This window comes from Geodermatophilus sp. URMC 61 (assembly GCF_052931555.1).
In genome coordinates, this window is the sequence record NZ_JBRFHZ010000002.1 from 1,368,004 (window position 1) to 1,393,416 (window position 25,413).

At 73.5% G+C, this 25,413-nt stretch carries 19 protein-coding genes and 1 pseudogene; 10 read left to right on the forward strand and 10 right to left on the reverse strand.

What is annotated here, in order from left to right; genetic code table 11:
* Positions 1-30: 30 nt before the first annotated feature.
* From ACU610_RS06375 to ACU610_RS06385, 3 genes are all read right to left on the reverse strand, one after another.
* Positions 31-1,899, reverse strand: a complete 1,869-nt coding sequence (locus ACU610_RS06375) for an APC family permease (protein ID WP_446766870.1) — start codon at positions 1,897-1,899, stop codon at positions 31-33.
* Between the two features lie 274 nt (positions 1,900-2,173).
* The gene (locus ACU610_RS06380; RefSeq protein WP_446766871.1) at positions 2,174-3,466 is read right to left on the reverse strand and encodes an NAD(P)/FAD-dependent oxidoreductase; all 1,293 of its coding nucleotides are present in this window, start codon (positions 3,464-3,466) and stop codon (positions 2,174-2,176) included.
* A gap of 39 nt (positions 3,467-3,505) precedes the next feature.
* Positions 3,506-4,408, reverse strand: a complete 903-nt coding sequence (locus tag ACU610_RS06385; RefSeq protein WP_446766872.1) for a dihydrodipicolinate synthase family protein — start codon at positions 4,406-4,408, stop codon at positions 3,506-3,508.
* 183 nt (positions 4,409-4,591) lie between these two features.
* Between ACU610_RS06385 and ACU610_RS06390 the strand changes: the two genes are divergently transcribed.
* Together ACU610_RS06390 and ACU610_RS06395 are read left to right on the forward strand one after the other, a co-directional pair.
* Positions 4,592-5,692 (forward strand): proline racemase family protein, encoded by a 1,101-nt coding sequence (locus ACU610_RS06390; RefSeq protein ID WP_446766873.1) that lies wholly within the window; start codon positions 4,592-4,594, stop codon positions 5,690-5,692.
* Between the two features lie 59 nt (positions 5,693-5,751).
* Complete coding sequence (locus tag ACU610_RS06395) at positions 5,752-7,296, forward strand: gamma-aminobutyraldehyde dehydrogenase (protein WP_446766874.1); 1,545 nt, start codon at positions 5,752-5,754, stop codon at positions 7,294-7,296.
* 89 nt (positions 7,297-7,385) lie between these two features.
* Here ACU610_RS06395 and ACU610_RS06400 read toward each other — a convergent pair whose 3' ends face one another.
* Both ACU610_RS06400 and ACU610_RS06405 read right to left on the reverse strand, forming a co-directional pair.
* Positions 7,386-8,972, reverse strand: coding sequence for a PucR family transcriptional regulator (locus ACU610_RS06400; protein WP_446770696.1), 1,587 nt, complete (start codon positions 8,970-8,972; stop codon positions 7,386-7,388).
* Positions 8,973-9,091: 119 nt separating this feature from the next.
* Entirely contained in the window at positions 9,092-10,090 is a 999-nt protein-coding gene (locus ACU610_RS06405) for an acrylyl-CoA reductase family protein (RefSeq protein WP_446766875.1), read from the reverse strand.
* Between the two features lie 115 nt (positions 10,091-10,205).
* Between ACU610_RS06405 and ACU610_RS06410 the strand changes: the two genes are divergently transcribed.
* The 5 genes from ACU610_RS06410 (at position 10,206) to ACU610_RS06430 (ending at position 14,677) form a co-directional block, all read left to right on the forward strand.
* A complete protein-coding gene (locus tag ACU610_RS06410; RefSeq protein WP_446766876.1) occupies positions 10,206-11,186 on the forward strand; it encodes a CoA-binding protein in 981 nt (326 codons plus the stop codon).
* Positions 11,150-12,268: an acetate--CoA ligase family protein gene (locus ACU610_RS06415; protein ID WP_446766877.1), complete on the forward strand. Its 1,119-nt coding sequence runs from the start codon at positions 11,150-11,152 to the stop codon at positions 12,266-12,268. Before ACU610_RS06410 ends, ACU610_RS06415 begins: the two co-directional genes overlap by 37 nt.
* Positions 12,269-12,309: 41 nt before the next feature.
* Positions 12,310-12,729 (forward strand): 3-aminobutyryl-CoA ammonia lyase, encoded by a 420-nt coding sequence (gene kal, locus ACU610_RS06420; RefSeq protein ID WP_446766878.1) that lies wholly within the window; start codon positions 12,310-12,312, stop codon positions 12,727-12,729.
* Positions 12,730-12,906: 177 nt separating this feature from the next.
* Positions 12,907-14,430: an aldehyde dehydrogenase family protein gene (locus tag ACU610_RS06425; protein WP_446766879.1), complete on the forward strand. Its 1,524-nt coding sequence runs from the start codon at positions 12,907-12,909 to the stop codon at positions 14,428-14,430.
* A 67-nt stretch (positions 14,431-14,497) separates the two neighbouring features.
* Entirely contained in the window at positions 14,498-14,677 is a 180-nt protein-coding gene (locus ACU610_RS06430; RefSeq protein WP_446766880.1) for a hypothetical protein, read from the forward strand.
* Between the two features lie 35 nt (positions 14,678-14,712).
* Here ACU610_RS06430 and catC read toward each other — a convergent pair whose 3' ends face one another.
* Complete coding sequence (gene catC / locus ACU610_RS06435; RefSeq protein WP_446766881.1) at positions 14,713-15,000, reverse strand: muconolactone Delta-isomerase; 288 nt, start codon at positions 14,998-15,000, stop codon at positions 14,713-14,715.
* Between the two features lie 485 nt (positions 15,001-15,485).
* Positions 15,486-15,740, reverse strand: a pseudogene (locus ACU610_RS06440) (helix-turn-helix domain-containing protein); the annotation flags it as partial.
* A gap of 240 nt (positions 15,741-15,980) precedes the next feature.
* Here ACU610_RS06440 and ACU610_RS06445 point away from each other — a divergent pair.
* The 3 genes from ACU610_RS06445 (at position 15,981) to ACU610_RS06455 (ending at position 21,279) form a co-directional block, all read left to right on the forward strand.
* Positions 15,981-17,348 (forward strand): hypothetical protein, encoded by a 1,368-nt coding sequence (locus tag ACU610_RS06445; RefSeq protein WP_446766882.1) that lies wholly within the window; start codon positions 15,981-15,983, stop codon positions 17,346-17,348.
* Positions 17,345-19,570, forward strand: coding sequence for a sensor histidine kinase (locus tag ACU610_RS06450; protein WP_446766883.1), 2,226 nt, complete (start codon positions 17,345-17,347; stop codon positions 19,568-19,570). Before ACU610_RS06445 ends, ACU610_RS06450 begins: the two co-directional genes overlap by 4 nt.
* Positions 19,571-19,755: 185 nt before the next feature.
* On the forward strand, positions 19,756-21,279 hold the full coding sequence (locus tag ACU610_RS06455; protein ID WP_446766884.1) for an amino acid permease: 1,524 nt from the start codon (positions 19,756-19,758) through the stop codon (positions 21,277-21,279).
* Between the two features lie 46 nt (positions 21,280-21,325).
* Here ACU610_RS06455 and pruA read toward each other — a convergent pair whose 3' ends face one another.
* The 3 genes from pruA to ACU610_RS06470 form a co-directional block, all read right to left on the reverse strand.
* Complete coding sequence (pruA, locus tag ACU610_RS06460; RefSeq protein WP_446766885.1) at positions 21,326-22,954, reverse strand: L-glutamate gamma-semialdehyde dehydrogenase; 1,629 nt, start codon at positions 22,952-22,954, stop codon at positions 21,326-21,328.
* A gap of 29 nt (positions 22,955-22,983) precedes the next feature.
* Positions 22,984-23,895 (reverse strand): proline dehydrogenase family protein, encoded by a 912-nt coding sequence (locus tag ACU610_RS06465; protein ID WP_446766886.1) that lies wholly within the window; start codon positions 23,893-23,895, stop codon positions 22,984-22,986.
* A 107-nt stretch (positions 23,896-24,002) separates the two neighbouring features.
* Positions 24,003-25,406: a threonine/serine ThrE exporter family protein gene (locus ACU610_RS06470; protein ID WP_446766887.1), complete on the reverse strand. Its 1,404-nt coding sequence runs from the start codon at positions 25,404-25,406 to the stop codon at positions 24,003-24,005.
* Positions 25,407-25,413 lie beyond the last annotated feature (7 nt).

A 25,413-nucleotide genomic window follows, 5' to 3' on the forward strand; every position in this document is an offset into this window, starting at 1 on the left:
GGAGCACCCGGACCGCCCGCACCACGACGATCAGCCCATCGCCTGCGCGCGGTCACGTTCCGCCTGCGCGGCGAGGATCTCACCGAGCTCCTCGGTGGGACCGCCCGCGCGCACCGACCAGAGGAAGGAGCCGACGGAGACCAGCACCATGAGGACCAGGTCGACCGGGTTGGGGAGCACCGGGCTCTCCATCGGCCCGAACTGGCCGAGGTGGGCGATCAACAGCAGGGCGAGGATCGTCGCGACCAGCCACGTCCCGCCGTGGATGTGACGCCGGCCGACGTGGGTGCTCACGGCGTAGAGGCCCGCCATGAACAGGGCGACGATGAGGAGGATCGCGGTGAAGTAGACCGGGAACCCCCAACCGCCCTCGCGCTGCTCCTGGTCCAGCGTGGCCAGCCAGCCCCCGCCGACCGCGGTGACGATCCAGGCGATCGTGAACGCCGCGGACAGCAGCCAGCTCGGGCCGGGCCTGCTCCACCCCTCCCGCACGCTGGTGTAGGCGCCGTAGATCGGCAGCGCGAAGAAGACGATGGTGAAGAGGTTGATCAGGGGCACCCATCCCGCGAAGTAGATGAGCAGGAGGCTCGCGACGTACCCGGCCAGGGCCCAGAAGAAGGCCCCCTTGAGCTTGACCGGCCGCGGGAAGTCCGGTGCGGTGCGCCGCAGCACCGCCAGGACCGGGCCGCCCATGACGTAGCTGAGGGTCAGCGCGATCGAGACCATCCCGACGAACAGGTACCAGCTCGGCGCGGGGAAGAAGAACAGCAGGCCGGCCAGGGTGCACCCGAGCAGGGCCACGATCGGGGTCCCGTGGCGGTTGATCCGTTGGAAGACCCTCGGCACCTCGCTGTTGACCGACATGGAGTAGACCGTCCGGGTGCCGATGCCGAGCCACACCCATCCGGTGGCTGCGGGTGAGAGGGCGGCGTCGGAGAGCAGGACGATCGAGAACCACGTGAAGCCGGCCGCGACGACGGCGTTGAGCAGCGGGGCGGACGCCCAGTCGCTGCCGAGGAGGCCGGCCCAGTCCCCGGGTTCCACCCCGGCGGCCGCCCAGTCGATCGCCCCCAGGAAACCGATCTGCAGCAGGATGTAGATGACCAGCGGGATGATCAGGCCGCCCACGACGATCGCGATCGGGATGTTGCGCTGCGGGTTCACGACCTCGCCACCGAAGTCGAGGATCTGCCGGAGCCCCGAGTATGCGAAGACGATGCCACCGCTGGCGAGGGCACCGAAGACCGCGCCACCGCCCAGCGGCGTGAAGCCGCCCCCGATGGTGAAGTTCGCCGAGGAGAACGCGGTGAACATGAGCCCCGCCGTGAGCAGGGGGATGACCAGCTTCCAGATGGTGACGTACTTGTTCGACTCGCTGAGCAGCTTCGCCCCGAAGGAGTTGAGCAGGAAGAAGACGAAGAGCAGCAGGAAGCCGACGAGGATGCCGCGCGGCCAGGAGAGGACCGTGATGCCCGCCCGCTCCTCGAGGAAGCCGAGCTCCGGCCAGTTGCCGCCGATGTAGGTGAGAACGGCCTGGACCTCGATCACGGGCAGTGCCAGCGCCGCGATGAGGTAACCCCAGCCGTTGAACCAGCTGAGGAACGCGCCGTGCGTCAGCCGGGGATAGCGGACGCCCGCGCCCGATCGGGGGAGCATGGCGCCGAGCTCCATCCAGGTGACGCCGATGATGCCGAAGAACACGGCGCCGAGGACCCACGTGAGGATGGAGGCGGGGCCGGCGATGCTCGCGGCGGCGAGGGTGGCGAGGAGCCAGCCGGAGCCCACCTGGACGCTGACGGCGAGGGCGATCAGGCCGAAGAGGCTGATCTGTTGCTTGAGATGAGCGTCGCTCGCCTCGTACGCGCCCTCCACGGGAAGGGCGTCTGGCGTTGCGGACATGTCGACTCTCTCCTTGGTCGGATGCGGTGGTTGTCGCTGTGCGGTCCCCGTGTGCTCTCGGTGCGTGGTCCGCTGCTCCGCGGTGTGGACGCGACCGGTCCCGCCTCCTCCCGGCGGGGCGGTCGGGGGGACGACGTCGGTCCGCGGGCAGCACTGGGGCTCGACCGCCGTGGCGGGGCCGAGGCATGGGTGGGCTGTGCGCCGGGGTGGCGGCGACACGGGTGCTGATGGCCTGCCGACCGACGTGCCCGACGTCGACCTGGTGGGGCCTGCGTCAGCTGCGGGAGGGGGCTCCTGCCCGGCGGGCCCTCCTGCGGGACGACCGCACGAAGCGCTCGGGTCCGTAGGGCGTGAGCGGGCTCGGGCGGCCCGCCTCGACGTCCCGAGCGAGGTCGCGCACGGACTTGGCCGTGCTCGGTGCCAGCGTGAGGCCGAGCATGCCGTGCCCGGAGGCCACCAGGACGTTGCCCTCCGGGCGCAGCCGCCCGACGATCGGCAGCCCGTCGGCCGTCATCGGGCGCAGGCCCGCCCACGGCTCGGCGTGCGGGGTGTCCTCGTCCCAGTCGCGGAACCCGAGGGCGGCCGCCCGCTCCACGGCCGCGACCCGGCGCGCGTTGACGCCGGTGTCGAACCCGGCGAACTCCATCGTGCCGGCCAGTCGCAGCCGCCCGTTCAGGGGCGTGACGGCGACGTGCGCGTCCTCGAAGGTGAGCGGCGTGTTCAGCCGCACGGGGGAGGGGGAGTAGTCGACGCTGTACCCCTTGCCCGGACCGATGGGCAGCGCAGGACCCAGCTTCGCGGCGAGCGCGCCGGTCCACACGCCGGTGGCGAGGACGACCTGGTCGCACTCGACCCGGCCGGCGTCGGTGACCACGGCCGTGGCGCGGTCACCGGTCTGCTCGAAGTCCAGCACGCGGGTGTGCTCGCGCAGCTCGGCGCCGAGCTCGCGCAGGCGCTTGGCCAGCGCCCCGGTGAGCGAGTCCGGCTCCACCTGCCGGTCGTCGGGGAAGAACAGGGCGTGGCGCGCCCGGTCCGAGAGGCACGGCTCACGGTCGTGCAGCGCGTCCGCGTCGAGCAGGTCGGGCACCATCCCGAACGGAGCGAACGCGTCGTTGAGCGCCACCCGGTGCGCGAAGCTCTCCCGGTTCTCGAACACCAGCAGCACGCCCCTGCGGTGCATCTCGAACCACAGGCCGTCGTCGGCCCACTCGTCGAGGACGTCGACGCAGGTCGAGGCCATCTCCAGGTGGACCTGGAGGGAACGACGGAAGTCGCCCTCGTTGCAGTGGCGCGCCATCGTGACCATGAACCGCAGGAAGGTCGGGGACAGCGACGGCCGGACGAAGAGCGGACTGTCGGCCTTGAGCATCCACTTCAGGCCCTGGAGCACCATCCCCGGCGCCGGTACCGGCGTCGCCTCGGCCATCGTGATCTTGGCCGCGTTGCCGTGCGATGCCCCCGCGCCCAGGGCACCGGCGTCCAGGACGGTCACGTCGTGGCCGTCGCGGACCAGCTCGTAGGCGCTCGCCAGTCCGACGATGCCGCCGCCGACCACCACGATCTTCACCGCTCTCTCTCCCTCCGGCGTGGGACCGTGCGCGCGGCGTCAGTCGACGACCTCGACGCCCGCGGCGCGCAGCAGCCGGGCGAACTCGGCCCGGGCCTCCCCGTCGAGCAGCGCGAAGGGCTTGCGCACCGGGCCGGTCGCGTACCCGCGCAGCTGCATGCCGGTCTTCACCGCGGCGGCGTAGTTGTGCGCCTCGAGCAGCCGGCAGATTGGGTAGATCTTGGCCCACAGCTCTCGGGCGCGGACCAGGTCGCCGTCGACGGCGAGGGCGTCCCACAGCTGCCGGGACAGCTCGGGAATGACGTTGGTCGCACCCCACACGGAGCCCTTGGCGCCGGCGGCGAGGCCGTAGAAGGTCAGGGTGTCCCAGCCGTTGAACGCCGTGATCCGGTCCGTGTGCAGCTGCAGGAGCTCGGTGAGCCCGACGGCGTCGCCGGAGGTGTCCTTGAGGTAGCGCACGCCCTCGACCTCGGCCAGCGAGGCGATCTCCGCCGGGCTCAGGTTGAGCCCGGTGGCCGACGGGATGTTGTAGAACATGATCGGCAGCTGCGAGGCGGCGTGGATCTCGCGCAACAGCTCCTTGAAGGTGGACAGCTCGATCGCGTCGTAGAACGGCGGCACCACCATCAGCGCCGAGGCGCCGGCCTGGGCGGCGTGGGCGGCCAGCTCGACCGCATCGGCGGTCGACAGAGCGCCGGTACCGGCCACCACGGGCACCCGACCCCCGGCGGACTTGACGACCAGCTCGGTCAGCTGCTTCCGCTCGTCCAGGCTCAGGGTGGTGAACTCCCCCGTGCTCCCCCCGGGGACGAGGCCGTGCGCGCCCTCCCGGATCAGCCGGTCGACGTGAACGTCCAGGGCGGTGGCGTCGATCTCGCTGCCATCGGCGGTGAAGGGGGTGACGAGTGCGACGAGGATGCCGGTGAGGTCGGTGGTGGTCACGATGTGCCTCTCGGTGTGCAGGTGGGGTCTTCCCGGGACGCGGAACCGCGGCGAGGCGCGGCCCGGAGCGCAGATTGTTTGACAATCTGTCGATAGCTCGAAAGAGTGAGGGCTGTCACGCGGTTCGTCAAGCCCCGTTCCGATCCGGGGCACGGACCTCAGCTCCGGACAGGAAGGCGCGACATGGCGACCCCGTCCTCCACCGGCACCCCGTCCGCCACCGGTACGACGAGCATCACGTCGATCGACGTGCACGCCGAGGGTGAGCCCGGGCGGATCCTGCTCGGCGCCCACCTGCTCGTGCGCGGCACGACGTGGCCCGAGCGGATGCGCTGGTGCGTGACGGAGCTGGACTGGCTGCGCCGACTGCTGCTGCGCGAGCCGCGCGGGCACCCCTCGATGTGCGGCGTCCTCGTGCTCCCGCCGCTCGACCCGGGTGCCGACGTGGGGATCATCGTCCTCGAGCAGGGCGGTTTCCGGCCCATGTCGGGGAGCAACACGATGTGCGCCGTCACGGCCCTGCTCGAGACGGGCAGCCTGCCTGCGACCGAGCCGGAGACGGTGGTCCGCATCGACACCGCGGTCGGCCCGGTGGAGGCCACCGCTCGGGTGGAGGGCGGCCGGGTGCGCTGGGTCCGGGTGCGCAACGTGCCGTCGTTCGCCGTGGCGCTGGACTCCCCGATCGTCGTCCCCGAGTACGGCACCATCGCCGCCGACATCGCCTTCGGCGGCCAGTTCTACGTGCAGGCACGGGCGGCCGACATGGGGGTCGCACTCGGCCCCGAGCACGCCCCCGCGATCGCCCGCGCCGGCACGGCGCTGCTCGCGGCGGCCCGCGAGCAGGTGCCGGTCGCGCACCCCGAGAAGCCGGACGTCGCCGAGATCGCCCTGGTCATGCTGCACGGCCCCGGCGACTCGGCCGGCGTCTCGGGGCGCAACAGCGTCGTCCTGCCGGCCGGCCGGATCACCCTCGGCGACCCGGCGTCGTGGCGCGGGACCCTGGACCGCTCACCCTGCGGAACCGGCACGTGCGCCCGGATGGCTTCGCTCCACGCCCGCGGCGAGCTCGACCTCGGTGCCCCGTTCGTGCACCAGGGCGTGCTCGGCACGACGTTCCGCGGCCTGCTGCACGAGCGCACCACCGTGGGCGGCCAGGACGCCGTGGTGCCCTCGATCCAGGGCCGGGCGTGGATCACCGGCTACGCGCGGCACGTCCTGCAGCCCGACGACCCGTTCCCCACGGGTCTGACCGTGGGCGACGTCTGGAGCACCGTCCGCGACTGACCGCGTGGACGCCGTCGTCCCGAGCGACACCCGCACCCAACCCATCCCCGAGGAGCAGCATGTCCACCGCCATCGACGACACCGGCCAGCAGTTCATCAACGGCCGACGCCGCCACGGTCGCTCGTCCGACCCGCTGACGGTCACCAACCCCTCCAACGGCGAGGTCGTCGCCACCGACACGCTCGCCTCGGTCGACGACGTCGACGCCGCCGTCGCCGCCGCCAAGGCCGCGTTCCCCGGCTGGGCGGGCGCGACGCCCGCGGAGCGCTCGACGGCGATGCACCGGCTGGCCGCCGAGCTCGACGCCGTCGCCGGTGAGCTCGCCACCGCCGAGAGCCGCCAGGCCGGCAAGCCGATCCGGCTCACCCAGGGCTTCGACGTCCCCGGCACCGTCGACAACGTCTCCTTCTTCGCCGGCGCCGCTCGCAACCTCGAGGGCAAGGCCAGTGCCGAGTACTCCGGCGAGCACACCTCGACGATCCGCCGCGAGCCGATCGGGGTGGTCGGCTCGATCGCCCCGTGGAACTACCCCCTCCAGATGGCGGCCTGGAAGATCCTGCCCGCCATCGCCGCCGGGAACACGATCGTGCTCAAGCCCGCCGAGCTCACCCCCACGACCTCGGTCGCCTTCGCCGAGGCGGCGCAGCGCGCCGGCATCCCCGACGGCGTCGTCAACGTCCTCACCGGGCGCGGCTCGGTCGTCGGCGAGGCGCTGGTGACCCACCGCGACGTCAGCATGGTCTCCTTCACCGGCTCGACCAGAGCGGGCAGCCGGGTCGGCTCGCTGGCCGCCGGCCTGGTCAAGCGGGTGCACCTGGAGCTCGGCGGCAAGGCCCCCTTCGTCGTGTTCGACGACGCCGACCTCGAGGCGGCCGCCCGGGGCGCGGTCGCCGGATCGCTGATCAACGCGGGCCAGGACTGCACCGCGGCGACCCGCGCCTACGTGCAGCGCCCCCTCTACGACGCCTTCGTCAGCCGCGTCGCCGAGCTCATGTCCTCCGTCGTGGTCGGTCCCGTCGACGACCCCGCCACCGACCTCGGGTCACTGATCTCCCTCAATCACCGCGACAACGTCGCCGGCATGGTCGACCGCGCCCGCGAAGCCGGGGCCAAGGTCGTCACCGGCGGGCGTCCCGGCACCGGCGCCCTGGCGGCCGGTGCCTACTACGAGCCGACCCTCGTGGTCGACGCGGCGCAGGACTCCGAAATCGTCCAGGACGAGGTCTTCGGCCCCGTCCTGGTCGCCCTGCCCTTCGACGGCGACGACGAGGGTCTGGCGCTCGCCAACGACACCCCCTACGGGCTGGCCGCCTCGGCGTGGACCAGCGACGTCTTCCGTGCCCAGCGGGCCTCCGCCGGGATCGCCGCCGGCTGCGTGTGGATCAACGACCACATCCCGATCATCAGCGAGATGCCGCACGGCGGGTACAAGGCCTCGGGCTTCGGCAAGGACATGTCCACCTACTCGTTCGACGAGTACACCCAGGTCAAGCACGTCATGTCGGCGCTGTCCCCGCAGCCGCGCAAGGACTGGCACGACGTCATCTTCACCAGCCCGGCCGAGGGGGAGGAGCATCACCACTCGCGCGTCATGACCGCCTGAACCGACCCCGCGTCCCCCACGGGCGCACCCGGCCGGCGGGTGCGCCCGTGGCGCGGACCGGCACGGGGAGCCGCCGGCCGACCGACCCCTCACCCGGTTCCCCCGCCGAACACCTCGTCGGCGAGGACGGCGACGTGGAGGGACACGAGGATGTCCGGATCGTCCAGGTCGACGCCGAGCACCTGCTCCACCCTGGCGAGCCGGTCGTAGAAGGCCGACCGCGACACGTGCAGCTCGGCGGCTGCGTCGGACTTGCTGCCCGGGTGGCGGACCAGCGCGCGCACCGTGTCCAGCAGGCCGGTCTGCGTGCGGGCGTCGTGCTCCCTCAGCGCGTCGAGCTCCCGTGCGGTGAACAGCCGCAACCGGTCGTCGTCGGCCAGCATGGTCAGCAGGCCACGCAGGTGCACGTCCTCGAGCCGGTGCACGGTGCGCTCCCGCGCGCCTGGTCGCACCGCGTCGACCACGTGCAGCGACTCGCGCAGGGTCCGCCCGACGTCGCCCACCCGGTCCACGGCACGGCCCGCGCCGGCGACGACGCGGACCCGCCGGTGCACGCGACCGGCGAGTTCCTCCGTCGCCCGGGTGCTGTCGGCCGAGGGGCTGAAGGAGAGCAGGGCCCGCACGGCACCGTCGATCTCGCAGACGAGTGCGGGCACCCGCATCTCGTGCACGGCGTGCACCACCGCGGCCACCGCGGCGTCCAGCTGCCCGGCGCGCCGGCCGGTCTCGTCCGACACGACCGGGGAGCGCAGGGCGAGGCCGACGAGCTGCCGCCGGGTCAGGGGCATCCCGGCGAGTTCGCAGCGCTGCAGCACGTCCGGCGCGCTGGGGTCGGCGAGCAGCCCGACGAGCAGTTCGTGGTGGGTGCGCCGGACCAGGCTGTCGCGCTGCCGGTCGTGCAGCCGGTGCAGGGCCAGTGCCGCAGCAGCCCGCTCGGCGGTCGCCACGAGGCGCTGCGCGGGCCGGCCGGGGGACTCGATGACGAGACGGCCCCAGCCGCGGTCCCGTTTGCCCACGCGGGTCACCAGCCAGCCGTTGGCCTCGTCCCACGTGGTGCGCCCGTCCAGGACGACGACCCGTGAGCGGGCGGGCCAGTCGGCGAGGAAACCCGCGGCGTCGCCCGGGCCCGAGCGGAAGTCGACGATCCGGTGCTGCTCGTCCTCGAGCACGACCGTGGCGCCGGCCAGGCGCTGCACCGACTCCAGGATCTCGGCCGGGCCGGCCTCGGCGATGCTGAGCTCGGTGAAGACCTCGTGGACGCGTTGCGCCTCGCGCAGCTCCTCGAGCTGGGAGTCGACGATCCGCTCGCCCACGGCCTGGGCCACGGTCGCGAACCGGACCTCCCGGCCGAGCGCGACCAGCGGCAGCGACAGCCGCTCGCAGGCAGCCGCCAGCGCCGCCGGGACCTCCGCCCACCGCCGTCCCAGCTCGATCACCAGGCCGGCCGCGTCGCTGCGGTCCAGGCTCTCGGCGAAGGCCGCCAGGTCGTCGGCGCTGTCCGGCAGGGCGATCCCCGTGCTGAGCACCAGGTCGCCGCCGCGCAGCAGGGGAGCGATGTCGACGAGCTCGGTGGTGTGCACCCAGCGCACCTGGCGGCCCAGCCCCGCGGCGCCGGCGAGCACGACCGGGCCGGCGCCGCGCAGGGCCGGCACGGCCAGTGCGTCGCGGACGGTCATGCCGGCCACAGGCGAGCTCCTCGGACGGTGCCGGGAAGCCCCCGGCACGGCGGCGGTGGGCTACGAGCCTAGGGACCGTCAACCCGGAGCAGACCCGGCCCGGCTCCCACAGGGTGCGCTCAGGAGACCCGCACCAGGGTGCGTCCGCGCGCCCCGCCGTCCAGGATCCGCGCGAGTGCCCCCGGGACCTCCTCCAGCGGCACCTCGTCGGTGGCCAGGTCCTCGAGCGACGCAGGGCGCAGGTCGGCGGCCAGTCGCGCCCAGACCGCGCGGCGGCGCTCGATCGGGCACCGGACCGAGTCGATGCCGAGCAGGTTCACGCCACGCAGGATGAACGGGAAGACCGTGGTGGGGACGGCGACGCCGCCGGTGTTGCCCGAGGCGGCCACGGCCGCGCCGTAGCGCAGGGAGGCCAGGACGGCGGCGAGCGTCTCCCCGCCGACGCAGTCGACGGCACCGGCCCACGTCTCCCGCTGCAGGGGACGCGAGACGTCCAGCGCGGACCGGTCGACGACGTCGGCCGCCCCGAGCGAACGCAGCCAGTCCGCCGCCTCCGCCTTCCCCGTGACCGCGGTGACCTCGTACCCGCGCCCGGCGAGAACGGACACCGCCACGCTGCCGACCCCGCCGCTGGCCCCGGTGACCAGGACCGGCCCGGCACCGGGGGTCAGGCCGTGCTCCTCGAGGGCGACGACGCTCAGCGCCGCGGTGAAGCCCGCGGTGCCCAGGGTCATCGCCTGGCGCTCGCTCAGGCCGTCCGGCAGCGGGACCACCCAGTCGGCGGGCACGCGGGCGTACTCCGCGTATCCGCCGTGGTGGGCGACGCCGAGGTCGTACCCGTGGACCAGTACGCGCTGTCCCGTGGCGAGGGCGGAGCTCCCCGGGTCGACGACCGTGCCGGCCAGGTCGATGCCGGGCACGAGCGGGTCGATGCGGGCGACCTTGCCGTCCTTGCGGGAGGCGAGGCCGTCCTTGTAGTTGACGCTCGACCACGAGACGGCGACGACGACGTCCCCGTCGCCCAGGTCGGCAGTGGGCAGCGAGCGGAGCTCCAGGCGGGACTCCGGCCCCGAGGCGTCGGCGAGCAGGGCGCGGACCGAGGAAGGCAGATCGGACATGTGCCGATCCTGCGGGGGCGGGGCGGCGTCCGGCGCGGCACGGTGTCCGGGGAGCCGGGCGGATCCCGACACTCTGTCCTCTCCGCGGACTCCCCAGGGCCCGGATCCTCATCCCGTGTCCATCGACGTGCGGTACAGGCCCCGTTCCCTCGCAGTCGTCGGCGCGTCGCCGTCTCGCTTCGTCGGCCGCGTCGCGCTCGAGAACAGCCGGGCGCTGGGCTACGCGGGTCGCCTCGTCGCCGTCACGCCCAAGCACCGTGAGGTGACCGGCGTGGCCGCGGTGCCGACCCTGGCCCACCTCGACGAGCCGGTCGACCTCGCGCTCGTGCAGGTCCGCGCCGATCGTGTGCTTGGGGTGATTGAGGAGGGGCTGGCCGCCGGTGTGCGCAGCTTCGTCGTCCCCGGCGCCGGCCACACCGACTCCGGGCCCGTCGCGCACGAGCTGGTGCTCGGGCTGCAGCGGCTCCGGCAGGAGCACGACCTCGCCGTGGTGGGCCCCAACTGCATGGGCGTGCTGGACCTGGTGACCGGTGCCGCTCCCTACATCGGCAGCGTCGGTCCCCACCTGCGGCGGGGGAGCGTGGGCCTGGTGGCCCAGAGCGGCGCCATCGTGGAGGCCTTCGTCAACGCCGGGCCGCGGGTGCCGCTGTCCACCGCGATCTCCTCGGGCAGCGAGGCCGTGCTCTCCCTCGCCGACCACCTCCGCTTCTTCGCCGCCGATCCCGAGACGACCGCCGTCCTGGCCTTCGTCGAGGCGATCGGCGACGCGGAGGAGACGCTGGCCGCCTGCCGGGAGCTGGCCGAGGCGGGCAAGACGCTCGCCGCCTGCGTCGTGGGCCGGTCGGCCACGGCCCAGGAGGGCGTCCAGGCCCACTCGGGCCGACTGGCCGGGGGCGCGCGGACGGCCGCGGCCGCACTCGCCCAGGCCGGCGCCGTGATCGCCACCGACCTCGACGAGCTGCTCACCCTCGGCGAGGTCCTGGGCACCCGGCGGCGGATCGCGGGACGGCGCGCGCACCTGGTCACGAACTCGGGGGCGAGGGCAACCTGCTCGCGGACGTGGCCGCGGACGTCGGTCTGGAGCTGCCCCGCCTGAGCGAGCCCGCCCGCCGGTCCCTCACCGAGCGCTGGCCGCTGTTCTCCCCGCGCAACCCGCTCGACCCCTGGGGCACCGACGAGTACGAGGTGATCTACCCGGAGGCCTTGCGGGCCGCCGCCGCCGAAGGCGGCGACCTGCTCGTCGTGGGCATCGACCAGCAGCAGACCGCCGGCAGCCACGAGAAGGACCTGGGTCTGTTCCTGGCCAAGGCGCTGCACGAGGCCGTCGCGGACACGACCACCGTGCCCGTCGTCCTCAGCCCGGCCAGCCAGGACCCGCCGGAGGAGCTCGCCGCCTTCTGCGCGCAGGCGCGGATCCCGCTGCTGCGCGGTGCCCGCCCGGCACTGGGCGCCCTGGCCGCGCTCGGCCGACGTGCGGAGTCAGCCCCCGGCGCCGGCGCTGGATCCCTGCAGCTCGCTGCGCCACTGTCGACCGGGCCGCTGCCGTCCACCGAGGACGAGGTGCTCGCCGCCCTCGCCGAGCTCGGCCTGACGGTGCCACGCACCGTCCGGGCGGAGACCGCGGAGGCTGCCGTCGAGGCGTTCGCCGAGCTGGGCGGTCCCGTCGTCCTCAAGGGCGTCGCGGAGGGCCTGCTGCACAAGACCGAGGCAGGGCTGGTCGCGGTCGGCCTGCCGACCCCCGACGCCGTCCGCTGCGAGGCCGACCGCATGCTCAGGTGGGCGGCGCAGCACGAGGTGCCGCTCGAGCTGCTCATCGCGGAGATGGTCCGCGGGGACCTCGAGGTCCTCGTCGGCTTCCACCGCGACCCCGTGTTCGGCCCCACCTGCCTGGTGGGCCTCGGCGGCGTGTGGACGGAGTACCTCGACGTCGTGGACGTCCACGTCGGCGAGCTGGACGAGCCGACGGCGAGGGGCTTCCTGGAGCGCAGTCGGGTCGGCCGGATGATCGCCGGCGCGCGCGGGGGCGCGCTCGACCGGGACGGCGTCGTCCCCGCCCTGTGCGCGGTCAGCCGGCTGGGCGCCTCCTCTCCCGACATCACCGCCATCGACGTCAACCCCGTGATCGTCAGCAGGACCCGGGCAGTCGCCGTCGACGCGGCGCTAACCACCGCCCCCTGATCCGCACCACCCGGCACACCGACCACTGGAGGAGCAAGGACATGACCGAGCCCATCGTCAGCACCCTGCGCGTGCGCATCGGCCAGGAGGAGGCCCACTACGGGGGCAACCTCGTCGAGGGCGCACGCGTGCTCAAGTTCTTCGGCGACATCGTGACCGAGGTCGCCATCATCACCGACGGCGACGAGGGTCTGTTCGTCGGCTACGACAAGGTCGAGTTCCTGGCGCCGGTCCACACCGGCGACTTCCTCGAGATCACCGGGACCGTCACCCGGATCGGCACCACCAGCCGCACCGTGCAGTTGGAGGCCCGCAAGGTCATCGCCTCCCGGTACGACGAGAGCCCGTCCGGGGCGGACGTGTTGGACGAGCCCGTCGTCGTCGTCCGGGCGATCGGGACCACCGTCGTCCCCAAGGCGCACAGTCGCGGGCCGCGCGGCGGAGGCCGACCGGCCGCCTGACCCGGGTGACCCCGACGGTCGGACGGCGCCGGCCGGACCGATCCGGGCGGGCACGCGACGTCGGGGTTCCGGGCCGCTGCCCGTCGGGTGCAGGCTGACGACGCGACGCACCCTCCGACGAGCGGGACGCCCGGCCCGGCCGGCCGACCCCTCCCCACCCAGGCACAGGAGAAGTCCATGTCCGAGCAGAGCGTCCTGAGCCCCTCCACCGACAGCACGTCCCCTCCCACCCGGCTGATGCTCATCGGCGGGAACTGGGTCGAGGCCGTCGACGGGGAGTGGCGGGAGATCACCAGCCCGGGTCACCGTGGCCAGGTCCTCGCCCGCGTCCCGCGCGGCAACGCCACGGACGTCGACCGCGCCGTCACCGCCGCACGGGAGGCCTTCCCCGCCTGGCGCGACCAGCACTTCAAGGAGCGCCAGCGGGTGCTGCTGCGGATCGCCGACGCCCTCGAGGGCCGCGCCGAGGAGCTCGCCCGGCTCACCGCCGCCGACACCGGGAACGCGCTGCGCACCCAGGCGCGGCCCGAGGCGGGCCTGCTGGCCGAGCTGTTCCGCTACTTCGGCGGTGTCGCGGGGGAGGTGAAGGGCACCACGCTGCCGGCCGGGGCGTCGCAGCTGCAGTACACCCGGCAGGAGCCGCTCGGGGTGGTCGGCGCGATCCTCCCGTGGAACTCGCCGCTGATGATCGCCGGCTTCAAGGTCCCGGCCGCCCTGGCCGCCGGGAACACCATCGTGCTCAAGGCCGCCGAGGACGCTCCGCTGTCGATCCTGCTCATGGCGGAGATCTGCGAGGAGTTCCTGCCCCCCGGCGTCCTCAACGTGGTGACCGGCACCGGCCGGGCCGCGGGCAACGCCCTGGTCGAGCACCCCGGCGTCGACAAGATCTCCTTCACCGGCTCCACCGAGGTCGGGCGGGGCATCGCCGGCAAGGCGGGGGAGCGGCTGGCCCACCTGTCCCTGGAGCTGGGTGGCAAGAACCCGTCGATCGTGTTCCCCGGTGCGGTGACCGACGAGCTGATCGAGGGCCTGGTCCTGTCCTCGCGGATCAGCCGGCAGGGCCAGAGCTGCACCGCCGGCTCGCGGCTGTACCTGCACCGCGACGTCCACGACGAGGTCCTCGCCCGGCTGAGCGAGCGGCTGGGCGCGATGAAGGTCGGCGACCCGCTGGACGAGGCCAGCGACATCGGCGCCGTGATCAACGAGACCCAGTTCGACTCCATCCGGGAGTACCTGGAGGACGGGCTGTCCACCATGCGCGTCGAGGTGGGTGGGCTGCCGCCCACCAGCGGGCCCCTCGCCGAGGGGTTCTTCCACGTCCCGACGCTGTTCTCCGGCGGCGACAACAGCTTCCGGCTCGCCCGCGAGGAGATCTTCGGGCCCGTGGTCGTCGCCATCGCCTGGACCGACGTCGACGAGGTCGTCCGCATGGCCAACGACACCGCCTACGGCCTGGCGGCCTACGTCTGGAGCTCCGACATCGACCACGCCATCACCACCGCACACCGGCTCGAGGCCGGCTGGGTGCAGGTCAACCAGGGCGGGGGACAGGTCGTGGGCCAGTCCTACGGCGGCTACAAGCAGAGCGGCATCGGCCGGGAGGTGTCCCTCGAGGGCATGATCGCCGGCTTCACCCAGACCAAGCAGATCAACGTGCGCCTCGGCCACGGAGCGACACCCGCGCCCCGCACGGGGCCCTGACCGGGCGCAGCACCGCCGTGACCCGGTCTCAGCGACGCCCTGCCGATGACCTGACCGTGGAGGACGGATGGCCAGCTACACCGCGACCGCGATCTGCGAGGGCGACCACTGGGTGATCGACGTCCCGGGTGTCGGTACGACCCAGGCCGACACCGTCGACGACATCGAGGAGATGGCCCTCGACCTGGTCGTCGCGATGACCCACACCGATCCCCAGGAGGTGCACGTGCAGGTGCGCATCGTCTGAGCCGGCCACCGACCCGGGGCGCCGCGCGGCCCGGGTCAGGGGTTGGCCGACAGCGCCGAGGGGTGCTCGGTCAGCGGGGTGACCGCGATGCTCATGAAGGGGAACAGCGGCAGGTTCCACAGGATCTCGTGGAGCTCGTCGCCGTCGGCGACGTCGAAGACGCTGATGTTGCTGTACCGACCCACGACCCGCCACAGGTGCACCCACGTGCCGCTGCGCTGCAGCTCCAGTGCGCGGGCCTCCTCGGCGGCCAACAGCCAGGCGCGCTCGTCCGGGTCCAGGTCGCGGGGGATGGCGACGTCCATGCGGACGTGGAACAGCATGCTGGGGCTCCTCGAGGATCGGATGGGTGCGGCCCCCTCCAGGGTCCCGCCCCGAGCGTGCGAGGGGTGGGGAGGACGGGGCCCCTCACGAGCGGCGCGGGGCAGGGAGGTCCTTCATCAGGCGGCTGCTGTCGCCTCGTCCCGCTCGAGCACGAAGTCGTACTCGACCGGCGGGTTCCCTCTCCGGTGTCCTGCGGGTCCAGGACCAGCTCCGGCTTCACGGCCTCGGCGACGTCGCTGTCCAGCCACTGCGCGAGCTCCTGGGCCGGCATCAGCAGGTCGGGCTGGAACCGCAGCACGAGGCCGGGCAGCTCCCGCGCGGCGATGCGCGCCAGCTGCGGCAGGTGGCGGAGCGTGGCGAGCCCGGTCGCGCCCACGCGGAGCAGCCCGGCGTTCCCGCTCCCGATCAGGTGCGCACGGGTCCGAGCGGCCTGCACCGCGTCGAGGATGCGGCGCGCATCGCGGAGGAAGGCCTCACCGGCAGGTGTCAGCTCCACGCGCCGGGTCGTCCGGGTGAACAGCGTGGCGCCGAGCTGTGACTCCAGCTGGCGGATCGCCTGCGACAGCGGGGACTGGGCCATGTGCAGCCGCTCGGCGGCCCGGCCGACGTGGCGGGTCTCGGCGACCGCGACGAAGTACTGCAGGTGGCGGTTCTCCACGTCCCCTCCTCCCGCGGCGGATCGCTGCCGGTGTGACGCGGCCAACGTACGGCGGTCCGGCATGTGCGGACAAAGACCCATTCCGGCTCGATCGTGACGTCTGGCGTCCGGAGCGAGGTCGCCGCACGGTCGGACGCCGCCCTGACGGCACGGGGACGGTGAGCCAGCGCCCCAGCCGCACCCGGGGGTGCCCGGGACGAGGCCGCCTGCACCGGCGGCCGCGGAACGGTTTCCGCTGGCTGCAGGGGTTGGCCCGGTCGGCACATCCGCCTAGCGTTGGCGTGTCCTGGCCGTCATGGCCAGCAGGGGTCGGTGGTGAGGATGACCCAGGTCAGCACGGCAGCGGTGCTCCGCGCGCTGCTGGTCGCCGTGGGCGTGGCCGCGGTCCTCCTGGTGGTGGTCCACGCGGGCAGCGCGGTGATCACGCCTCGTCAGCTCCGGGTGATGCTGCCGTTCCTCGCAGTCGCGCTCGCGACCATCGCCCTGTTCCTGGTGTGGTCCTCCCTCGGGCGCGTGGTCACCCGGGTCGCCGGGCTCGGCGTGGTGAGCCCGTACTCGGCGTTGGCCGAGGCAGCCCGGCGGATCCAGGCGGGCTCCCTGGAGCAGGTGCTACCCGGACTGGCCCAGGTGCTCGCCGTCGGCACCGGTGCGGACCGCGCCGTGATCTGGCTGGCGGTCGGCGACCGGCTGGTGGATGCCGCACACCACCCGCCGGACGCCGGATCCCTCGCCGGACCCCCACGCGACGTGCAGCGGCTCGCGGACCTGCTCGTGGAGCCGGACACCGACTACGTCGTGCCGGTGCTGGACGGCGGAGCGCTCCGGGCCGCCCTGGTGATCACCAAGCCCACGGCGATCACCGCCGCGGACCGCAGGCTGCTCAACGACGTCGCCAACGGCGCTGCGCTGCTGCTGCGGGTCGTCGCGCTCAACGCGGAGCTCAGCGAGCGGGTGCGGCAGGCGGCGGACCTGGCCGAGGAGCTGCGCGCCTCCAGGCTACGGCTCGACTCCGCGAGGGAGGCGGAGCGGCGGCGGCTGGTCGGCGAGCTCACCCACGTGATGGGGGACCGTCTGGTCCTGCTCCGGGCGGACCTCGAGCAGGCCCGTGCGGGCCTGACCGGTGCACCGGCTGACGGGTCCTCCGTCCGGGTGGCCCTCGCCCGCTCGCGGGTCCGCCTGGACGACCTCCTCGACCGGTTCCGCACCGTGGCCCGGGGCGTCTACCCGACCGTGCTCCGTGACCAGGGACCGGCCGCCGCGCTCCAGGAGGTGGCGGCCGACCTCCCCCGACCGGTCCGGCTCCTGGCGGACCCGGCGCCCCGCCTGGCGTGGGAGCTGGAGTCCGGCCTCTACTACCTCGCCGCCTCGGTGCTCCGTGCCCTGGCCGGTCGACCTGCCGGGCCGGAGCTCTCCCTGAGGCTGGAGCCCGCCCCCGGCCGGGTCTGCGTGGTGATCGAGGACCCCGTCCCACCGGTGGGGGCCGCTCGTCTCGAGGCGCTGCTCGCCGACGACGCCGACCGCCTGGTCGCCCTCGGCGGTGCTCTGCTGATCACCGAGACGAACGGGGACGGCGGGGTGCCCTCGACCGTCACCGGGAACGGGAACCCCCCGGTCGTCGTCCGGGCCTGGGTGCCCGACCGGGTGGAGCCCGCCGTGGGGAGCGTCGAGGCGGGGACCGCGGTCCGGTGACCGCCGAGCGCTCGGGGCGACGCACCGGTGCGGTGTCGGTGGTCGCCTTCGTCTGCTGTGCGCTGCTGTCGGTCGGCTGGCTCGGCCTCGGGGTGGTGGCGGCCGTGGTGCACCACTCACCGGATCTCGCCCGCAGCCTCGCCGCGCAGGCCGCCGACGGCCACGACTGGGCGCTGGGCCTGCTCGCTGGCGCACCGCGGACCGAGCCCCTGTACCAGCTGGTACCGGACACGGCCCTCAGCGTGCTGGTCCTCGCCCTCGGAGCCGCCCTGCTGGTCTCCGGTGTCCACGACCCCACCCGGTCCCTGCTCGCGATCGCGCTGGCCGCCTCGGCCGCTGCCTTCAACCTGCAGTCGAGTGCGGCGTCGCAGGCACTGGCCACGGTCACCGGGCTCGATCGGGTCGATCTCGTCCCCCGGTTCGTCCTGCCGGTGGCCACCTGCGTCGCCTACGTGCTCGCCATGGCCCGGACGCCGCCGGGCCGTCCGGCCGGACGTCCCGAGCCGTGGGCGGGGGTGGCGGCCGCCGGCGTCGCGCTGGCCGCCGTCCTCGCCGCCCTGGTGTACCCGGTGTCCGTCCGCTGCGTGCTCCTGGTCGGCCTTGTGCTGCCGCTCCTCGGGATCGTCGGCACCCGCCGGTGGTACCGCGCCGCCAACAGCGAGCGGTTGCGCGCGCCGGCGCGCCTGCTCTTCGGTGTACTGGTCGGGACGGTGGTGGTCGAGGCGGCGCTCGCCGTCGTCACCGGGGTGCTGGTGTGGCTGGGGCTGCCGGGACTCCCCGTCATCGATCCGACCGCCGTGGGCGTGGGGACGTCGTTCCCGTCGATGCCACAGGTGGTGCTGTCCCTGTGGGCCGCTCGGCTGTCCCTGCCGGTCCTGGCCGTGGCCGTGCTGTGGGCCGGCCGGCGGTCCGGAGCCGTCGGGGCGCAGCGGTGGTTCAGCCGCAGCCTGGTCGTCGTGCTCGTCACGGCGTCGATCGGCTGCCTGTACGTGGTCGTCGACACGGTCCTGAGCAGTCGGGCCGCTTCCGTCGTCGCCGAGGGAGTGGCCGTCGCGCTGTGCGCTCTCGCCTTTCTCCCCGTCTTCCTGATGGCCGAGAGAGTGGCCGACCGGTTGCTGTACGGCACCCGGCCGGCGCCCTACGGCGTGCTGGCCGAGCTGGCCGCACTGCCACGGCTGACCACCCGGGGCGTTCCCGACCTGGCCGGCATCGCGGAGGTGGTCGGCCGGGGACTGGGCGCGACCACGTGCCGGCTGACCGTGCACCGGCCGGGGCTGCGCGACCGGAGCTACCAGTGGGTCCGGCCGGGAGAGGAGGAGGCCGAGACGTTCCTGGAGGTCCCCAGCCTGCACGGGGGGCAGGAGGTCGGGACGGTGGCGATCGACCGGGCCGCGGTCGCCGGGGCGGACGACCAGCGACAGGACCTGCTGGAGGCGATCGCGAACAGTCTCGGGATCGTGCTGGAGGCCGCGCGCGTCGGCATCGACCTGGAGCGCCAGCTGCGGGCGGCGCTCGCCCATGCCGCCGAGATCGCCGACGCCCGTCGCCGGGCGGTGGCCGAGGCGGACAGCGAACGGCGACGCCTCGAGCGCGACCTGCACGACGGGGTCCAGCACCACCTGGTGTCGCTGAGCATGGCGCTCGGCCTGGCCGAGGTGGAGCTCGGGGCCGGACGGCTGGGGGAGGCACGCGCCCGGCTGGACCAGGTCCTCGAGCAGCTCCAGACCGCGGAGACCGTCCTGGCTCGTACCACCACGGGCCTGTCCGCGCCCCCCCTCGGCGAACGCGGTGTGGTCGCCGCCCTGTGCGCCGAGTTCGAGGGGGACCCGCACGTCCGGGTCGACCGCACCGGAGTGACGGTCCAGCGGTTCTCCCCGGAGGTCGAGGCCGCCGTCTACTTCTGCTGTCTCGAGGCGGTGAGCAACGCCCGCAAGCACGCGCCGGGTGCGCCGGTCCGGGTGCGGCTGTCGACCGAGCGGGAGCGGCTGTACTTGAGCGTCCGCGACGAGGGCCCGGGATGGGAGGCCCCGGCCGGCTCCGGCGTGCACGGCCGCGGCCTGCGCAACATGGCGTCGCGGATCGCGGCGGTCGGGGGACAGCTGCAGGTCCGGACCGCTCCCGGGCGGGGGACGGCGGTCGAGGGCTGGGTGCCCCTGGGCGCTCCCGCGCTCGACCGGCCCGCCACCGTGGGGGCGGTCGGACCGGGCTACCCGGGCAGGTGAGGGTGGGGGTCCGCGAGGCACGGGAGCCGCGGTGTCCGGTGGCCCTCCCGCGCGCCGAGCGGTGCCCGCGCGCACGGCGTCACCGTGGGGAGTCGTTGTAGTGGCGCAGCCCGGGCGACCCCACCATCATCCTTAGGAGCTCAGGCCTGACCCCCACCGACTCGTTGTGACACGAGGGAGCGGACATGGCACACGGCCCCGCCGAGAGCGGCGACCTCCACAAGGGTCTCAAGCAGCGACACCTCACGATGATCGCGATCGGCGGCGTCATCGGCGCCGGCCTGTTCGTCGGCTCGGGCGCGATCATCGGAGAGGTCGGCCCCGCGGCGTTCCTGACCTACGCCCTCACCGGCGTCCTGATCGTCATGGTCATGCGGATGCTCGGTGAGATGGCGGTGGCGAACCCCTCGACCGGGTCGTTCGCCGACTACGCGCGGCAGTCGCTCGGCGGCTGGGCCGGCTTCAGCGTGGGCTGGCTGTACTGGTACTTCTGGGTCATCGTGGTCGGCTTCGAGGCCGTGGCCGGGGCGGCGATCCTGCAGCGCTGGCTGCCCGACGTCCCGCTGTGGGTCATGGCGCTCGTCCTGATGGTGCTCATGACGGCGACCAACCTGTTCTCGGTGGCCTCCTACGGGGAGTTCGAGTACTGGTTCGCCGGCGTCAAGGTCCTGGCGATCATGGCGTTCATCGCGCTGGGCGCGCTGTTCGTCCTGGGCCTGTGGCCGGGCCGTGACCTCGACTTCTCGAACCTCACCGAGCACGGCGGCCTGTTCCCCAACGGCGTCGGCACGCTCGTCTCGGGCATCGTCATCGTGGTCTTCTCGATGGTCGGCGCCGAGATCGCCACCATCGCCGCCGCGGAGTCCGATGAGCCGGAACGGGGGATCGCGCGGGCGACGAACTCGGTCGTCTTCCGGATCCTGATCTTCTACGTCGGCTCCATCTTCCTGCTGGCCACCATCCTGCCGTGGAACTCCACGGAGCTCGGCGACTCGCCGTACGTGGCGGCGATGGAGGAGATGGGCATCCCGGCGGCGGCCGAGATCATGAACGCGGTCGTGCTCACCGCCGTCCTGTCCTGCCTGAACTCCGGCCTCTACACGGCCTCGCGCATGCTGTTCGTGCTCGCTGCCCGGCACGAGGCACCCGGCCGGATGCTCTCGATCAACGGCCGAGGTGTCCCCGCGTGGGCGATCCTCGCGTCCAGCGTCGTCGGGTTCCTCTGCGTCATCGCGGCCTACGTCTCGCCGGACACCGTCTTCCTGTTCCTGCTCAACTCCTCCGGCGCGATCATCCTCTTCGTCTACCTGCTGATCACCCTGTCCCAGCTGCGGATGCGGCCGACGATCCCGCCGGAGCGGCTGCGGGTGAAGATGTGGTTCTACCCGGTCCTGACCCTGCTCACGGCGGCCGCCATCGTCGGCATCCTCGTGCAGATGCTCATCCGGGACAGCACCCGGTCGCAGCTGCTGCTCAGCCTGCTCGCCTGGGCGGTCGTGCTCGTCGCCTACGCCGTCCGGCGCAGGGCCATCGGCGAGGCCCACCTGACCGAGCAGGGGGTCGCCGCGGAGCACCGCGCCGACCGGTGGATGCACGAGCACGGCGCCGTCGTCGACGTGGAGGTCGACGCCGCCGTGGGGGAGGGGCGGCTCGACCCCCGGGTCATCCGGCGGATGGACGAGGAGGGCTATCCCAACGAGGCGCCCTGACCCTCGCGCCCCGGCCACCGGTGGGGGCGGCCGGGGCGGGGCGGGGTCAGCCCATGTGCGGGTAGCGGTAGTCGGTGGGCGGCACGAAGCTCTCCTTGATCGACCGCGGGGACACCCAGCGCAGCAGGTTCAGCGGGGAGCCGGCCTTGTCGTTGGTGCCGCTGGCCCGGGCGCCGCCGAAGGGCTGCTGGCCGACGACGGCGCCGGTGGGCTTGTCGTTGACGTAGAAGTTGCCCGCGGAGAACCGCAGCACCTCCATGGCCTCGACGATGGCGGCGCGGTCCTGGGCGATGATCGACCCGGTGAGCCCGTAGGGGGCGGCGTCGGCGGCCTCGTGGACCACCCGGTCGTAGTCGGCGTCGTCGTAGACGAACACCCCGAGGATCGGGCCGAAGTACTCGGTGGTGAACACCTCATGCTGGGGGTTGTCGGCCTGGACCAGGGTGGGGCGGACGAAGAAGCCCTCGCTGTCGTCGGCGGTGCCCCCGGCCAGGATGTCCACGCCCTGCTCGCCGCGGACCCGGTCCAGGACACCGGTGAGCCGGTCGAAGGAGCGCTGGTCGATCACCGCGCCCAGGAAGTTGGAGAAGTCGGTGACGTCGCCCATCGGCATGCCCTCGACCTCGTCGAGGAACGGATCCCGCAGCCGGGTCCACACCGAGCGGGGGATGTAGGCCCGGGAGGCCGCGGAGCACTTCTGGCCCTGGAACTCGAACGCCCCGCGCACCAGGGCGGTGCGCAGCACGTCGACGTCGGCGGAGGGGTGCGCGATGACGAAGTCCTTGCCGCCGGTCTCGCCGACCAGCCGGGGGTAGGCCCGGTAGCCGGTCAGGTTCTCGGTGACCGTGCGCCACAGGTGCCCGAACGTCGCGGAGGAGCCGGTGAAGTGGATGCCGGCCAGGTCGGGGTGGACGAGTGCGACCTCGCTGACCGCGCGCCCGTCGCCGGTGACCATGTTGATCACCCCGGGCGGCAGGCCGGCCTGCTCCAGCACCCGCATGGTGTGGTGGGCGGCCAGCTGCTGGGTGGGGGAGGGCTTCCAGATCACCGTGTTGCCCATCAGCGCCGGCGCGGTGGGCAGGTTGCCCGCGATGGCGGTGAAGTTGAACGGCGTGATGGCCAGCACGAAGCCCTCGAGCGGCCGGTGGTCGAAGCGGTTCCACACCCCCGGGGAGCTCTGCGGCTGCTCCTCGAGGATCTGCCGGCCGAAGTGGACGTTGAACCGCCAGAAGTCGACCAGCTCGCAGGGGGTGTCGATCTCGGCCTGGTAGCAGGTCTTGCTCTGCCCGAGCATGGTGGCCGCGTTGAGGGTGTGCCGCCACGGCCCGGCGAGGAGCTCGGCGGCCTTGAGGAAGACCGCGGCGCGGTCGTCGTAGGACATCCGCTGCCACGCGGGTGCGGCGGCGCGGGCGGCCTCCACGGCGTCGGCGACGTCGGCCGGGGTGGCGTTGTGCATGGTGCCGAGGACGGCGTCCTTGCGGTGCGGCTGGACGACGTCGATGGGCTCGCCGCGGCCGGCCCGCTGTTCGCCGCCGATGGTCATGGTCAGCTCGGCCCGCTCGGCGGCGAGCTGCTTCAGCCGGTCCTCCAGCGCGGCCCGTTCGGCGCTGCCGGGTGCGAAGTCGTGGACCGGCTCGTTGACCGGCGGGGGGACCTGGGTGACGGCGTCGAGCATCGCGGATCACGCTCCGGGTGTCATGCGGTTCATCGACCGACGAGGGCGCGCAGGAAGAACAGCAGGTTGGCCGGGCGCTCGGCCATCCGGCGCGTCAGGTAGGGGTACCAAGCGGAACCGAACGGGATGTACACGCGGACGCGGTGACCGTCGTCCACGAGTTCCTGCTGGAGGTCGCGGCGGATGCCGTGGAGGAACTGGAACTCGTACTCCTGCGGTCCCTTGCCGGCCCTGGCGGCGGCCGTCCGCGCGTACGCGATGAGCTCGTCGTCGTGCGTGCCGAACGCGGGGTCGGAGCCGTGCTCGAACAGCCAGTCGGTCAGGTACTTGAACTGTGCCCTGATCTCGGCCTTGCCCTGGTGCGCCCGCTCGAGGGGTTCGGCGTAGGCGCCCTTCACCAGCCGGACCCGCGGCTTGAGCGGCGCCAGTGTCTCCAGGTCCAGGGGGGTGCGACGGAGCGCGGCCTGCACGGCGAGCCGGGTCCGCGGGTGCGCGGTCGCGGCGTCCCGGAACAGGGCCACCGTGTCCGGGACCAGGCTGCTGTCCTCCATGTCGATCTCGACCGGGACGCCCACGGCCTTGGCCTGGTCGAGGATCTCGGTCAGGTTCGCCACGCACGCCGCCCGGTCCACGGTCTGGCCGAGCTGGGAGAGCTTGATGGAGATCGCGGCGTCCAGCCCGCGCGCGGCGCTCGCCTGCGCGGCGGCCTCGTACTCCGCGACGGCGGAGGTCGCGCCGGACAGGTCGGTGACCCCCTCCCCGAGGAGGTCGAGGATGCTGCCGATGCGCCGGGAAGCGAGCGACGTGGCCACGTCGAGCGCCTCGTCGAGCCGCTCCCCGGCGACGAACCGGTGGGCGGCCCGGCGGGCGATCGGGTTCTGCGTGACCTGCCGCTGGAGCCTCGGGCTGCCGGCGGCCCACATCAGCACTCGGTTGACCATCGCGCTCCCCGTCCCGGGTCGGCTGGCGTTCGGGTGGCTGCGGGGAACGACTCTACTGACGTGTGACCCAGGCCACACCCACGCGGCCGCGGGCGCCGCACCAGAGCTCAATCGGCGGTCATGGCCCGACGGCGGACGCGCTCGTCGAAGCGGTCCCGCTCGCCGTTGAACGGTCGGCCGAGGTACTCGCCCAGCGTCACGCCGGCGGCCAGGGCGAGCCCGACCGCCGCGGCTCCGACCAGGGCGCCGAGCCCGGCCTGGACGTCGCCCTCGACGACGATCGCGAACAGGCCCCGGTAGATCGCCAGTCCCGGGAGCAGCGGGACGATCCCGCAGACCGCGACGAGCACCGGTGGGATCCGGAGCCGGTCGGTCAGCAGTTCCCCGCAGAACCCGAGGACGACGGCCGCGACCCCGCTGGCCACCGCGGGGCCGGCTCCCACGCCACCGGCCGCCCAGGACGTCGTCCACGCCACCGCCCCGGCTCCCGTGGCGAGGACGACGGCGCGGGGGCGGGCGTGGGAGGCCAGCGCCCAGAACCCGGCGATCCCGGCCGACGCCGCCAGCCCCACGGCGAAGGGCACGGCCGACGGCGAGGCGTCGACGACGTCCAACAGGATCCCGGCCCGCTGGGCGACGTCCAGCACGCCGGCGATGCCCACGACGATGCCGACGGTCAACGTCACCACCTCGAAGGCCCGGGCCCCGGCGGTCACCGGGAAGCCGCTGATCGCGTCCTCGGCGGCACCGACCAGGGACAGTCCGGCGAGCAGCACGACGATGCCGGCCGCGACGACCAGTGAGGTCCGCACGTCGACGTCCCAGGCGAGGAGCACGACGGCGACGCCCGTAGCGAGCGCGGCCCCGGCCGCCTGCTGGAAGAACGACGGCAGACTGCGCCGGTTGAGCACGCGCATGACCTGCTCGATCAGGGCGGTGGTCAGCGCCCCGATCAGTGCCTCCGCCCACCCGCCGCCGAGGAGGAACCCGACGGAACCGGCGACGCCGGCCCAGCCCAGCGCGTGCACGGTGCGGCGGTACGTGGGAGGTGCCGACACGACGCCGTCCAGCCGGCGGTGTGCCTCCTCGACGTCGAGGCTCCCGGTGCCGACCGTGCGCGCCAGGTCGCTGATCCCCTGCAGGCGGGTGTAGTCCATCCGCTGGGTGCGCACGATCCGCATCGCGGTGAGCGGCACCGCGTTCTCCCGGTCGTAGCTGACCGTCAGCGACGTGAAGGTGACGTCGACCTGGCAGTTGGCCAACCCGTAGGCGGCGGTCACGCGCAGCACCGTCGCCGTCACGTCGGCCGCGGAGGCCCCGACGGCCAGCATCGACGCCCCGATGCGCAGGGCCAGGCCCAGCGCGGCGTGCGCGGTGAGGTCGTCCATCCGGCTGGGCTGGGCCCGCAGGCCGATCGGCGCGGTCGGCGGGGAGTTCCCCGCGATGGCCCGCCAGGCCCGCTCCGGGATGCGCGCGTACGTCGAGCGACGGGGACGGGGGCGGGCGGACACGCCCTCA